12 protein-coding genes are annotated in these 13,543 nt (G+C 66.5%); 4 read left to right on the top strand and 8 right to left on the bottom strand.

Going from position 1 to position 13,543, the window contains the following annotated elements; all coding sequences use genetic code 11:
• Positions 1-62: 62 nt before the first annotated feature.
• Together leuS and pabB are read right to left on the bottom strand one after the other, a co-directional pair.
• Positions 63-2,618, bottom strand: coding sequence for a leucine--tRNA ligase (leuS, locus tag ABTV68_RS12650; RefSeq protein ID WP_433674045.1), 2,556 nt, complete (start codon positions 2,616-2,618; stop codon positions 63-65).
• 82 nt (positions 2,619-2,700) lie between these two features.
• Positions 2,701-3,939: an aminodeoxychorismate synthase component I gene (gene pabB, locus ABTV68_RS12655; protein ID WP_433674047.1), complete on the bottom strand. Its 1,239-nt coding sequence runs from the start codon at positions 3,937-3,939 to the stop codon at positions 2,701-2,703.
• A 68-nt stretch (positions 3,940-4,007) separates the two neighbouring features.
• On the opposite strand from pabB, the gene ABTV68_RS12660 reads away from it, so the two are divergent.
• The 3 genes from ABTV68_RS12660 to ABTV68_RS12670 all read left to right on the top strand — a co-directional run bounded on the left by ABTV68_RS12660 (position 4,008) and on the right by ABTV68_RS12670 (position 6,581).
• Positions 4,008-4,673: a DedA family protein gene (locus ABTV68_RS12660; RefSeq protein WP_433674048.1), complete on the top strand. Its 666-nt coding sequence runs from the start codon at positions 4,008-4,010 to the stop codon at positions 4,671-4,673.
• 38 nt (positions 4,674-4,711) lie between these two features.
• The gene (locus ABTV68_RS12665) at positions 4,712-5,737 is read left to right on the top strand and encodes an App1 family protein (RefSeq protein WP_433674050.1); all 1,026 of its coding nucleotides are present in this window, start codon (positions 4,712-4,714) and stop codon (positions 5,735-5,737) included.
• 130 nt (positions 5,738-5,867) lie between these two features.
• Positions 5,868-6,581: an SOS response-associated peptidase gene (locus ABTV68_RS12670; RefSeq protein ID WP_433674051.1), complete on the top strand. Its 714-nt coding sequence runs from the start codon at positions 5,868-5,870 to the stop codon at positions 6,579-6,581.
• A gap of 66 nt (positions 6,582-6,647) precedes the next feature.
• Here ABTV68_RS12670 and ABTV68_RS12675 read toward each other — a convergent pair whose 3' ends face one another.
• The 5 genes from ABTV68_RS12675 to ABTV68_RS12695 all read right to left on the bottom strand — a co-directional run bounded on the left by ABTV68_RS12675 (position 6,648) and on the right by ABTV68_RS12695 (position 11,843).
• Complete coding sequence (locus tag ABTV68_RS12675) at positions 6,648-7,064, bottom strand: cytochrome c oxidase subunit 4 (RefSeq protein WP_433674052.1); 417 nt, start codon at positions 7,062-7,064, stop codon at positions 6,648-6,650.
• 1 nt (position 7,065) lies between these two features.
• Positions 7,066-8,805, bottom strand: a complete 1,740-nt coding sequence (ctaD, locus tag ABTV68_RS12680) for an aa3-type cytochrome oxidase subunit I (RefSeq protein WP_433674054.1) — start codon at positions 8,803-8,805, stop codon at positions 7,066-7,068.
• Between the two features lies 1 nt (position 8,806).
• Complete coding sequence (gene ctaC, locus ABTV68_RS12685; RefSeq protein ID WP_433674055.1) at positions 8,807-9,718, bottom strand: aa3-type cytochrome oxidase subunit II; 912 nt, start codon at positions 9,716-9,718, stop codon at positions 8,807-8,809.
• A gap of 274 nt (positions 9,719-9,992) precedes the next feature.
• Positions 9,993-10,352 (bottom strand): iron-sulfur cluster insertion protein ErpA, encoded by a 360-nt coding sequence (erpA, locus tag ABTV68_RS12690; protein ID WP_231092069.1) that lies wholly within the window; start codon positions 10,350-10,352, stop codon positions 9,993-9,995.
• 72 nt (positions 10,353-10,424) lie between these two features.
• A complete protein-coding gene (locus tag ABTV68_RS12695) occupies positions 10,425-11,843 on the bottom strand; it encodes a dipeptidase (RefSeq protein ID WP_433674057.1) in 1,419 nt (472 codons plus the stop codon).
• Between the two features lie 45 nt (positions 11,844-11,888).
• Between ABTV68_RS12695 and ABTV68_RS12700 the strand changes: the two genes are divergently transcribed.
• On the top strand, positions 11,889-12,452 hold the full coding sequence (locus ABTV68_RS12700; RefSeq protein WP_433674059.1) for a DUF3043 domain-containing protein: 564 nt from the start codon (positions 11,889-11,891) through the stop codon (positions 12,450-12,452).
• Positions 12,453-12,503: 51 nt separating this feature from the next.
• Here ABTV68_RS12700 and ABTV68_RS12705 read toward each other — a convergent pair whose 3' ends face one another.
• A complete protein-coding gene (locus ABTV68_RS12705) occupies positions 12,504-13,526 on the bottom strand; it encodes a quinone-dependent dihydroorotate dehydrogenase (protein ID WP_433674060.1) in 1,023 nt (340 codons plus the stop codon).
• Positions 13,527-13,543 lie beyond the last annotated feature (17 nt).

Raw genomic sequence — 13,543 nt, forward strand, 5'->3', positions numbered from 1 at the left:
CAACGTCGAAGCCCCTCCCGAACGGATGATCCGGGAGGGGCTTCGACGTTGGCGTCTCGACATCACTTGGTGGCGAAGCTCACCACCTTGGGTGCGCGGACGATCGCGCGAACGATCTCGCGACCGTCCAGGGCACGCTGCACCTTCTCGTCAGCTCGGGCGAGTGCCTCGAGCTCTTCGGGGCTGATCTTGGCGGACACTGACAGGGTGCCACGCACCTTGCCATCGATCTGCACCACGGCCGTGACCTCGTCTTCCACGAGCAGCGCGGGGTCGGCGTCGCGCCAGGAGGCGAGGCCCACGAAGGAGTCGTGGCCCAGCACTGACCACATCTCCTCGGCGACGTACGGCGCGACCAAATCCAGCACCAGCGCGACGGCCTCCGTGGCTTCGCGGACCGCGGGGTCCGCGGCACCCGCACCGGAATCGACGGTCTTGCGGGTGATGTTCACCAGCTCCATGAGGCGGGCCACGACCACGTTGAACTTCGTCTGGTCGACCAGCCCGGGCACTTCGGCCCACAGCTTGTGCGTGGCGCGGCGCAGCGTGGAGTCGCCGCCCGCGAAGATCACGTCCACCGGGCTGGCCACGTCGTGCGCCAGGCGCAGGGCGCGGGAGAGGAACTTGTACGCGCCCGTGGTGGACACGTCGTTCCAGTCCTTGTCGTCTTCCACCGGACCCGCGAACGCGAGCGCGGTGCGCACGACATCCGGGCCGTGCTCGCCGAGCTCCTCGTTGAACAGCACCAGATTGCCCTTGGACTTGCTCATCTTGGAGCCGTCCAGCAGCACCATGCCCTGGTTGATCAGACGGGAGAACGGCTCGGTGAAGTCGATCAGTCCCATGTCGTAGAAGACCTTGGTGAGGAAGCGCGCGTACAGCAGGTGCAGGATGGCGTGCTCCACGCCACCGATGTAGCTGTCCACCGGCGCCCACGCGCTGGCCTCCAGGCTCGGGAACGCCTGGAGGTCGCTGTTCGGGTCGAGGAAGCGCAGGAAGTACCACGAGCTGTCCACGAACGTGTCCATCGTGTCGGGGTCCCGCAGCGCCGGCTCACCGGTTTCCGGATCGGTCGTGGTGACCCAGTCAGTGGCAGCGCCCAGCGGCGAGGAGCCCTTCGGCTTCAGATCCAGCCCCTCGGCCGACGGCAGGCGAACCGGCAGCTGGTCCGCGGGCACCTTGACGATGCGCCCGTCCTGGGTGTGGATCATCGGGATGGGCGTTCCCCAGAAGCGCTGACGCGAGATCAGCCAGTCGCGCAGGCGGAAGGTGGTCGTGGCGCGGCCACGCCCGGTCGCCTCGAGCTCCGCCGTGACGCGCTCGATCGCGTGCTTCTTGCTCAGCCCGTTCAGCGATCCCGAGTTGATCATGCGTCCCTCGCCCGTCAGGGCGATGCCCGTCTGTGCCGGGTCGATGGACGCCAGCTCGACGGTCTCGGCTTCGGGGTCGACGACCTCGATCACACCGGTGGCGGATGCCGTGGTGTCGACCACCACGGAGATCGGCAGACCGAACTTCCGTGCGAAATCCAGGTCACGCTGATCGTGCGCGGGCACGGCCATCACCGCACCGTGTCCGTAGTCGGCCAGGACGTAGTCGGCCGCCCAGATCGGCAGACGCTCGCCGTTCACCGGATTGACCGCGTACCGTTCCAGGAACACACCGGTCTTCTCGCGATCGGTGGACTGCCGCTCGATCTCGGTGGACCGACCGACCTCCTCGAGATATGCCTGGAAGCGCATACGAGCCTCACTGGACGCGCCGGCCACCAGCTCCGCAGCCAGATCGGAGTCCGGGGCCACCACCATGAACGTCGCACCGTGCAGGGTGTCGGGTCGCGTGGAGAAGACCGTGACCTTCTCGTCACGACCCTCGATCTCGAAGTCGATGTCGGCACCCGTCGAGCGACCGATCCAGTTGCGCTGCATCTGCAGCACCTTGCTGGGCCACGCGCCTTCCAGCTGGTTCAGGTCATCCAGCAGCCGGTCGGCGTACTCGGTGATCTTGAAGTACCACTGCGTCAGCTTCTTCTTGACGACGGTCGCGCCGCAGCGCTCACAGTGCCCGTCCACCACCTGCTCGTTCGCGAGCACGGTCTGGTCGTTGGGGCACCAGTTGACCGGCGATTCCTTGCGATACGCCAGACCACGGTCGAACAACTGCTGGAAGATCCACTGGTTCCAGTGGTAGTACTCGGGGTCCGACGTGTGCAGCTCGCGGCTCCAGTCGAACGACATCCCGTACTGACGGAAGGCGTCACGCTGCTGGTCGATGTTGGCGTAGGTCCACTCCAGCGGGTCCGCACCGCGCTTGATCGCGGCGTTCTCCGCCGGCAGACCGAAGGAGTCCCATCCGATCGGGTTCAGCACGTTGTGGCCGCGGTGGCGCCAGAAGCGGGCGACGATGTCGGAGTACAGGTAGTTCTCCGCGTGGCCCATGTGCAGGTCGCCCGATGGGTACGGGAACATCGCCAGGATGTACTTCTTCGGACGTGTGTCCTCATCGCCACCGGCGCGGAACGGGTCGTGCTGGTCCCAGAGCGCCTGCCACTTCGCCTGAAGCGCGTGCGGGTCGAACCCGCTGGCGTCGGGAGAATCGGACTGCGTGACCTGGGACACGGATGACACCTCACTGAATGGGACTCGTGCGCGATGCGCGCATCCATCCAGGTTACCGCGCCGGGCGGGTGCTCCCGCCCCCTTACCAGCCCGCGGGAAGCGTCGCGCCGAGCGCCGTCAACGGCGTCCGGGCCTTGATGCCCACCTCGGCTACCTCGTCGGCGATGATCGACCCCCACGTGATCCCGCCGCCGGCACCCACCGTCGCGTTTCCGGGTCCGACCACGATCGTGCGGATCGTCATCGCCAGATCCAGCGAGCCGTTCGCCCCGATCCAGCCGAAACAACCCGCATACAGGCCGCGCGGCCGGCGCTCCAGACCCGCGAGGATCGTCATCGCGGAGAGCTTCGGGGCACCCGTCATCGAACCCGCCGGGAACACCGCTTCCAGCACCTCTCCGACCGTCAACTCCGGTCGCAGGCGCCCCTCGACCGTACTGACGAGCTGATGAACGGTGGGATAGCTCTCGACCTCCCAGAGACCACGCACCCGCACGGTGCCTGTCTCACAGACGCGCGACAGATCGTTGCGCATGAGATCGACGATCATGACGTTCTCCGCGCGCTCCTTCTCCGAGGCCTGCAGTTCCGCCGCGAGCTGAGCGTCCTGATCCGCATCCGCTCCGCGCGGACGCGTTCCCTTGATCGGTCGTGTCGTGATGACGCCGCGCTCGATACCGAGGAACTTCTCCGGGGAGATGCTCACCAGGCTCGTCTCCCCCACGCGGAGGAAGCCGCCGTGGTGCGAGGCAGCAGCACGGCGGAGGCGTCGATGCACGGCGACGGGGTCATGATGACCGGGCACATCGAAACGGGTGGTGAGACAGAGCTGGTACGCGTCACCGAGACGGATCGACTCGCGGCACTGCGCCACAAGGTCTGCGTACTCGTCGGGAGCCGTGCGCGCCCGAGCGACAACGGCGATCCCGGCTTCCGGAACGGCCGCCGGGGTGCGTGCGGCCAGCACCCGGGCACGGAAGTCGGCTGAGCCGCGAAAGCGCATCGTGTGCTGTTCGTGATCGAAGACGACGGCGTCGGTCACACGCAGCCATAGTGGCTCCTGCTCGGGAACCACATTCGGCACGCCCGTCCACCGCGCACCCGACTCGTAGTCCAGCGCGCCCACCCAGGTGGGACCGTCAGATTCGATGTCGGCGACGATCCGCGTCCGTGCGACCTCGTCCCAGCTCACCGCGATTCCCCGACCTATCACCGATCTGCCCGTGACGGCGTCGGGGCCCGCATCGAGCCAGAAGAGGTCGCCTCCCGTGCTCGCGAGGTCGACGAACACCGCCTCGGGGTCGATCCACGGTTGCGTCACCGCTCCACCCTAAGCGCTCCAGAAGTGTCGTCTGCGAGTCTTCAGGTTGGGTGTTCTAGGCTTCCTCTGTGAACGACGTCGTCTCCGCGATCCTGGAGTGGGTGCAGTCGGTTGATCCCGTCCTGCGCACCATCATCGCGGGCGTCGCCATCATGCTCGAGACCAGCGTCCTGGTCGGGCTGATCGTTCCGGGTGACACGATCGTGATCGTCGCTGCCTCCGCCACCACCGGGCTTGTGGAGCGCGTGGTGCTGACTGTGGTCATCATCATCGGTGCGCTCATCGGTGAGAGCGTCGGCTATGCTCTCGGCCGCTGGCTCGGACCGAAGATCCGCCAGTCGTGGGTTGGTCGCAAGCTCGGTGAGAAGAACTGGACTCGGGCGGAGCGCTACCTCAACCGTCGTGGCGGCCCTGCCGTGCTGCTCAGTCGGTTCCTGCCCGTGCTGCACTCGCTCGTTCCACTGACGGCCGGCATGAGCGGGTTCGGCTACCGTCGCTTCCTCGCGTGGACGCTCCCGGCGTGCACCATCTGGTCCGCCCTCTACGTCACGATCACCGCGGTGGCCACAGAGACCTACAAGGGCCTCAGCGATCGCATTCACGGCGCGGGCTACATCTTCGTTGCAATCATCGTTCTCTTCCTCGTCGTCGTCTTCGTGGCGAAGAAGGTGATCGAGCGCAACGAGCGCCGTCACCTGCAGGATGACGCGCCCGCGTCCTCCGACCACGACTGAACCTGTCTGCGCGCCGATCACATGACAGACTGGAGCTGATGGCCTCCCCCGATTCCGACCTGCCCGCGAAGATCCACCCCTTCGCGCGCGTCGAGTACCGCTATCACGCGTGGCGTGAGCGGCGGGCGCGCGAACGAGGTCTGCGGGCGACGATCACCCCGTTTCCGGGATACGGCGGTTCCGGGTGGGTGCGCGTCCTCGGACGCGTGCTGATCCTGCCGAAAAAACGACCGAGTGACTCCGGCGAGTTCGCCAGCGTGCGCGGATGGCGCAGCTTCGTCGGCATCCCCGTGGGGTTCGCCCAGGTGCGCATCACGATCGGCGGCGTCAGTCACGAGATCGTGACCGATCGTGGAGGCGTCGTTGACGTCGTCATCCCCGCCGATCTGGAGCCGGGCTGGCAGCGATTCGAGATGTCCGTGGAAGACGGCTCCCCCGTCGATGCGACGGCGTTCATCGTTTCGGCCGACACCGACTTCGGCGTGGTGTCGGACGTCGACGACACGGTCATGGTGACGGCGCTGCCGCGTCCGCTGGTCGCCGCGTGGAACTCGTTCGTCGTGAACGAGCACGCGCGCCTTCCCGTGCCCGGCATGGCGGTGATGCTGGAGCGGCTCATCCGGACGCACCCCGGAGCTCCGATGGTCTACCTGTCCACGGGAGCCTGGAACATCGCGCCGATGCTCGCGCGCTTCCAGAAGCGTCACCTCTTCCCGCGCGGGTCCATGCTGCTGACCGACTGGGGCCCCACGCACGACCGGATGTTCCGTAGCGGCCAGCAGCACAAGCGCGACAACCTGGAGCGCCTCGCACGCGAGTTCCCCCACATCCGCTGGCTGCTGATCGGCGATGACGGTCAGCACGACGACGCGATCTACACCGCGTTCGCGAAGGAGCACCCGGAGAACGTCGCAGCCGTTGCCATCCGCCGCTTGTCCGCGACCGAGGCGGTGCTGGCCGGCGGTCGCACCGTCGTCGACGACCACTCCACGATCCCGTGGATCAGCGCGTCCGACGGCGCCGGCCTCCTCCAGCAGCTCCGCGAACACGGCATCGCCCCCTGACGCACCACACCACCCGCGAGACTTCCCTCTGTGGGTGACAATTGCCGCGTTGCACGGATTCTCGCCCACAGACGGAAGTCTCGCGGGCCATGGGGAGTCCGGTGTCGGTGCCCGGCCCTAGGCTGGGAGCATGTGCGGACGTTTCGTCGTAGCTGAAGTCGGATCCGAGCTGGTCTCGGTTCTCCGTGTCGACCTCGTGGCAGAGAACCTGCCGGCGCCGTCGTGGAATGTGGCACCCACCGCGCAGGCGGCCATCGTGCTGGACTCGGTGAAGACCGAGCCGCCCACGCGTCGTCTGGAGAGCGCACGCTGGGGCCTCGTCCCGTCCTGGGCGAAGGATCCGTCCGTCGGTGCACGCGCGTTCAACGCACGTTCTGAGGAACTCGAGGACAAGCCGATGTTCCGCAGCGCCTTCGAGAACCGTCGTGCCGTGATCCCCGCGAGTGGCTACTACGAGTGGCACACCGCGCCGGATGGCAAGCAGCCCTACTACATCCACCCCGCCGATGATCAGCCCCTGTTCTTCGCTGGGCTGTACGAGTGGTGGCGTGACAAGTCGAAGGCCGACGACGACCCGACACGGTGGCTCCTGAGCTTCACGATCCTCACGCGGGCTTCCGCCGGTCCGCTCGCCGACATCCACGACCGCATGCCCGTGGTGCTGGACGTCGACTACGCCGACGCATGGCTGGATCCCACCGTCGACTACCAGCGCGACGTCCTCCAGGCCGCCTACGACGCCGCACCCGAGCTCTCCGACACCTTCGAGATCCGGCCCGTCGGTTCTGCCGTGGGCAACGTCCGCAACGACTCGCCCTCGCTGATCATCCCGCTGCCCTCCTGATCTCAACGCCCGGAAAACAAGAATGGCCGCCCCGAGGGGCGGCCATTCTTGTGTGCGGCTTTCGGCTCAGCGAGCGAAGTATCCGCGGTAGTACTCGTAGACCCACCCGACGATGGCGACCGCGAAGATCGCAACACCGACGGGAAGCAGGAACTGCCCCACCGCGAGGCCGACCATGAAGACGGCGGCGGAGAAAGCCAGGACCAGCGGCCACCACGACCACGGGCTGAACTCACCGAGCTCCGGGTCACCATCGTCGATGTCGGCCGTGAGCGAGTCCTCCGGCAGCACGCCGCCCGTCGACTTGTTCACCCGGCCGAGATACCAGGCCACCATCATCGCCATGAAGAAGGAGAACACCAGCGCAACGGTGCCGACCCACTCCACGCCACCGTGGTCGAGAAGGTTCCAGACCGTGTACGTTCCGGCGACCACCAGGAAGAAGGCGCCGAGGATGTACCAGAGGTTGACGTTGGATTTCACGTTACTTCGCCTCTCCGTCGGTGACCGCGTCGGCTGCCGTGGGGACGAAGCCCTCTGCCGCCTCCGGGTGGTTCAGGTCGAATGCCGGACGCTCCGAGCGAATGCGCGGGATCGACGTGAAGTTGTGACGCGGCGGCGGGCAGGACGTTGCCCACTCGAGCGATCCGCCGTAGCCCCACGGGTCGTTGACGGTGACCTTCGGAGCCTTGCGAGCGGTGATCCAGACGTTCAGGAAGAACGGGATCATCGACGCGCCGAGGATCACGGCACCGATGGTGGACACCTGGTTCTGCCAGGTCCAGCCGTCGAACTCGGAGTAGTCGGCGTAGCGGCGGGGCATGCCGTCGACACCCAGCCAGTGCTGGATGAGGAAGGTCATGTGGAAGCCGATGAACAGCAGCCAGAAGTGCACGTAGCCAAGGCGCTCGTTCAGCATGCGTCCGGTCCACTTCGGCCACCAGAAGTAGAAGCCGGCGAACATGGCGAACACCACGGTTCCGAACACGACGTAGTGGAAGTGCGCCACCACGAAGTAGGAGTCACTGAGCGCGAAGTCCAGCGGCGGGGAGGCCAGGATGACACCGGTGAGACCACCGAAGACGAAGGAGACCAGGAAGCCGAGTGCGAACACCATGGGTGTCTCGAAGGTGATCGAGCCCCGCCACATCGTTCCGATCCAGTTGAAGATCTTCACACCCGTCGGCACCGCGATGAGCATTGTCATCAGGGCGAAGAACGGCAGCAACACGGCACCGGTCACGTACATGTGGTGAGCCCACACAGCAACGGACAGCGCGGCGATCGCGATGGTTGCGTAGATCAGCGTCTTGTAACCGAAGATCGGCTTGCGGCTGAAGACCGGGAAGACCTCCGAGACGATGCCGAAGAACGGCAGCGCGATGATGTACACCTCGGGGTGACCGAAGAACCAGAACAGGTGCTGCCAGAGCAGGACTCCGCCGTTGGCCGGGTCGTAGATGTGCGATCCGAGGATGCGGTCGGAGGCGGCGGCGAACATCGCAGCGGCGAGGACCGGGAACGCCATGAGAATCAGGAGGCTGGTGACCAGCGTGTTCCACGAGAAGATCGACATGCGCCACATGGTCATACCCGGGGCACGCATCGTGATGATCGTGGTGATGAAGTTCACGGCACCGAGGATGGTACCGAAACCGCTCATACCGAGGCCGACCATCCAGAGGTTTCCTCCGGCGCCGGGCGAGAACGAGGCGTTCGCGAGCGGCTGGTAGGCGAACCATCCGAAGGAGGCTGCACCCTGCGGGGTGAGGAAGCCTGCGACCGCGATGATCGAGCCGAACAGGAACAGCCACAGCGCGAAGGCGTTCAGACGCGGGAAGGCCACATCGGGTGCCCCCAGCTGCAGCGGCAGGATCGCGTTCGCGAAGCCCGCGAACAGCGGCGTCGCGAACATCAGCAGCATGATCGTGCCGTGCATCGTGAACAGCTGGTTGTACTGCTCCTTGGTGGGCACGATCTGCATACCGGGAGCGAACAGCTCGGCGCGGATGATGAGTGCCATCACACCGCCGAGGAGGAAGAAGATCACCGAGGCGATGAGGTACATGTACCCGATCGTCTTGTGGTCAGTTGACGTGATCCACTTGACGAAGATGTTGCCCTTCTGCTCCACCCGGGTGCTGCTCATCAGTGCCGCCTGACGAGGCGGCATCGTGGTGGGACGGACGCTCTCAGCCGGCGTGGGCTCGACGGTCGTCGTCATGTCAGTGTTCCTCCTCGCTGGAGTGCGCCCCGGTACCGGGGAGGTTGGAGAGGCGGTCGTACTCGTCCTGGATCGAGCCGGTCTGGCCCTTCGCCTCCAGGGATGCGAGATAGTCCTCGTACTCGGCGTCACTGACGACCTTGACGTTGAAGAGCATCATCGAGTGGTACTCACCACAGAGCTCGGCGCACTTGCCCTGATACGTTCCCTCACGCGTAGGGGTGAACGACCAGAAGTTGTCGCGACCGATGTAGAGATCCTTCTTGTACAGGAAGTCGATGATCCAGAAGGAGTGAGCGACATCGCGCGACTCGAGCTGGATCTTCACCGTCTTGTTGACGGGAAGGTACAGCGTGGGAAGTGCGTCCTGGTCGACGTTGCCGTCCTTGTCGGGCTGGGCCTGAACGCCCATGCTCCAGACATCGTCCGATCCGTCGGCGGCGTCACCCTGGTACTCGAAGTCCCAGGCCCACTGCTTTCCGGTGGCGATGACCGAGACATCGGGGTCTTCGTACTGCGTCTCCAGGATGGCCTGATCGCGTGCCGTGAAGAAGAAGAAGCCGACGACCAGGATCAGCGGGACGATCGTGTAGAAGATCTCCATCGGCATGTTGTAACGCATCTGCACCGGCAGGCCGGTCTGGCCCTTACGGCGGCGGTACGCAATCGCGGCGAAGAGCATGAGCGCCCAGGTGATCGCACCGACCACGAGCAGGACGATCCACGAGGTGGTCCAGAGACCGGACACCATCTCGGTGTGGTTGGTGGCAGGAGGCAGCGCATTACCGCTGTCGTCCATGAAGCCGGGCAGGAAGCCGTTGAGCTCCTGCGGCGTGCAGCCGGCAAGGACGAGGGCGCCTGCGCCCAGCCCGACGGGGAGGGCGGCCCAGCGGAGGTGACGTTTGGACGGCACGATGCACCTTTCGGATCGCTAATCAGTCAACTCTCAGTCTAGAGCAACCTCACACGCTGTTCAGGCCATCCATCCAGCGGTTCGCCGTTTTACCGACATCCTGTCGGCGTGTTTCGCGCAGATCCGAGCGCACTCCCCCGGCGCGTCGCGCGCGTCGCCTCGTCGCGCCCGCAGAATCGCGCTTCCCGTCACGATCGGATAACGCGCGCCCGTGCACGAAATGACGATCGGCGTCGACCCCGCACGGGGTCGACGCCGATCTCAGAAGCGCGGATCAGTGGAAGCTGTCACCGCACGCGCAGCTGCCCGCTGCGTTGGGGTTGTCGATCGTGAAGCCCTGCTCGCTGATCGTGTCCTTGAAGTCGATGGCCGCGCCGTCGAGGTACGGCACCGACATGTTGTCCACGATGACCTCGACACCGTCGAAGTCGACGGTCTCGTCGCCCTCGAGGTAGCGCTCATCGAAGTAGAGCTGGTAGATCAGGCCGGAGCATCCGCCGGGCTGGACGGCGACGCGCAGACGGAGGTCGTCGCGCCCCTCCTGCTCCAGCAGGCTCTTCACCTTGGCGGAGGCCGCCGTGGTGAGGGTGACGCCGTGCGCCGGCGCCTGCGTGTCCAGGGTGGTGTCCGTCATGGTTCCTCCAAAGCGTGTCGCCGCGTTCGGGCTGTGTCGATTCTACCGGCGCGTTCGCGGCTGCGGGTCGATTCAGGCGCTGCGTTCGTTCAGACGATTCAGCAGCAGAGCCTCGGTGGCGATCGCGTTGCCGAACGTCTCCAGGTGCAGCGATTCGTTCGGGCTGTGCGCGCGAGCGTGCGGATCCTCGACACCGGTCACCAGGATCTGCGCCTCGGGGAAGTCGCGAACGAGGTCGGCGATGAACGGGATGGACCCGCCGACGCCGAAGTCCACCGGAGCTTCGCCGTAGCCGTCGTGCATCGCGCCGCGCGCGATGTCGACCGCGTAGCCGCTGGTGTCGACGAGGAAGCCATCGCCGCAGTCGATGTCGCTGAAGGTGAGTTCAGCACCGAAGGGGGCGTGAGCACGCAGGTGCGCCTCCAGCGCCGCATAGGCGTCCTGCGCGCGCTGTCCGGGCGCCACCCGCGAGGAGACCACCACGGTGACCTCGGGCGAGATCGTGTTGGAGGCGTTGGCGACCGAGGTGAAGTCGATGCCGGTCACTGTGACCGACGGCTTGTTCCAGATGCGGCTGAGGATCGTCCCGTCGCCGATCGGCGAGACGCCCGGAAGGAGCCCCGCCTCATCGCGCAGAGTCTCCTCGGAGTAGTCCGGCGTCTCCGCGTCACGGACCGTGAGGCCCTCCACCGCGACCGCGCCGTTCTCGTCCCAGAGCGTGGCGAGAAGCTTGATCGTGGCGAGCATCGCGTCGGGCACCGCTCCCCCGAACATTCCGGAGTGCGATGCGTGCTCCAGCGTGCGGACGGTCAGCGTGAAGCGGGCGTTCCCGCGCAACGAGACCGTCAGCGCCGGCGTGCGTGAATCCCAGTTGCCGGAATCGGCCACCACGATCACGTCCGCGCGCAGTGCGTCGGCGTTGTCCTGCAGGAACTGGGCGAATGACCGAGAACCGTACTCCTCCTCGCCCTCGATGAACATCGCGATGCCGAGATCGAAGTCCTCGCCCGCCGCTTCCACCAGCGCACGGATGGCGGCAATGTGAGCCATGATGCCGGCCTTGTCGTCTGCGGCACCGCGACCATAGAGACGGCCGTCGCGAACGGTGGGCTCGAAGGGCGGGGTGTCCCAGAGCGCCTCATCCCCCGGGGGCTGCACGTCGTGGTGGGCGTAGAGGAGGATGGTGGGCTTGCCGTTGCGGGCGGCGCGGGTGGCGAGCACGGCGGGCTGACCATGCTCGTCCGTGCCGGGGATCGCCGCCGTGGTGATGCGAACCGAATCGAACACGCCGGTTCCCTCGGCGAGTGCCGCGACGGCCTCGGCGCTGCGCTGCAGCTGCGACTGGTCGAAGGCGGGCCACGCGATGGACGGGATCCGAACCAGCCCACCGAGGTCGGCGAGGGCCGCAGGGACCCCCGCGCGCGCTGCGGCGAGGATGGCGGAATCGGAGTCGGACAGCGTTTCGGGGTGCGGATGCTGCTCAGAGGTCATGCGGGTAATCTTAGAAGGGTTACCGAAGACGACGAGAGGTCATCCGTGGCGCAGAAAGCCGAAACCCCCACCCCTGACGAGGCAGCGACGCCCGCCGTCGGCAAGGGGCGCGCGACGCCGTCCCGCGCCGAGCAGGAGGCCGCACGCCGTCGTCCGCTCGCCCCGGACACCAAGGAGGCCAAGGCCGCGGCGCGTGCCCGGCTGAACGAGCAGCGCAACCGCGCCCGCAACGGCATGGCCAACGGCGAAGAGAAGTACCTTCCGGCTCGCGATAAGGGTCCCCAGAAGCGCTGGGCCCGCGACTACGTGGATGCCGGCTTCCACCTCGGCGAGTTCGTGATGCCGATCATGATCCTCGTGCTGCTGACCTCGATGATCCCGGTGACCGAGGTCTACTACATCGCGTTCCTGGTGCTCTTCGGCTACGTGCTGTTGATGATCGGCGACATGCTGGTCCTGGCGCGCAACGTGAAGAAGAAGCTCACGGCGAAGTACGGAGCCGACCGCCTCGAGCGCGGTCTCGGCTGGTACTCGGCGATGCGTTCCATGCAGATGCGTTTCATCCGCCTGCCGAAGCCGCAGGTCAAGCGCGGTCAGTACCCCGCGTAAGCCCCAACGACGAACGGCCCCGATCCGAGGATCGGGGCCGTTGTCATTTCGTCAGCGCGCCGCCAGTGCGCGGTTGAGCTTGCGCGCCCAGAACGGGCCCTCGTAGATGAAGCCGCTGTAGCCCTGCACCAGCGTGGCACCGGCATCCAACCGCTCCTGCGCATCGGCGCCGGTCTCGATACCGCCCACGGAGATCACGCAGAAGTCCTCCGGGACCGCGGCACGCACTGTGCGGAGGACCTCCAGCGAGCGGGCCTTGAGCGGTGCTCCGGACAATCCCCCTGCCCCGGCTGCCTCGACCACGGCGGAATCGGTGCGCAGCCCCTCCCGCGAGATCGTCGTGTTGGTCGCGATGATGCCGGCCAGCTCCTCGCGAACGGCGAGCTGCGCGATCGCGGTGATCTCCTCGTCGCTGAGGTCCGGCGCGATCTTCACAAGCACGGGGGTCGTGCCGGCGGCCTCACGCACCGCCCGCAGGAGCGGCGCGAGCGTCTCGACGGCTTGCAGGCCGCGCAGGCCCGGAGTGTTGGGCGATGACACGTTCACAGCGAGGTAGTCGGCGAGCGGCGCGACGAGGCTCGCGCTGCGGACGTAGTCGGCGGTGGCGTTCTCAACCTCCACCACGCGGCTCTTTCCGATGTTGGCGCCGATCACGATGTCCGGGTTGCGTCGGCGCAGCTTCGTCAGCTGGGCTGCGGCGGCCGCCGCGCCGTGGTTGTTGAAGCCCATGCGGTTCACGATCGCGCGGTCTGGGATCAGACGGAACAAGCGCGGTCGCGGGTTGCCGTCCTGCGGGATCGCAGTCACCGTTCCCACCTCGACGTGACCGAAGCCGAGGGCCGCGAGCCCGCGCACCATCCGCACGTCCTTGTCGAAGCCGGCGGCCATTCCGAAGGGGGACGGGAACCACAGACCGATGGCCTTCGTCCGGATCGACGGCGCGGGGCGAGTCAGCGCCCGGGCGATCCAGGAGAACGGCGGCACCCCGATCAGACGAATGACCCAGGCGACGAGATGGTGCACCGTCTCGGGGTCGATTTTGGAGAAGAGCACGCGGAAGACGAAGGCATACATCGCCTTCCAGGGTACCG

Origin of the sequence: Microbacterium gorillae (assembly GCF_050990725.1) — a bacterium.
GTDB classification, from domain to species: Bacteria; Actinomycetota; Actinomycetes; order Actinomycetales; family Microbacteriaceae; genus Microbacterium; species Microbacterium gorillae_A.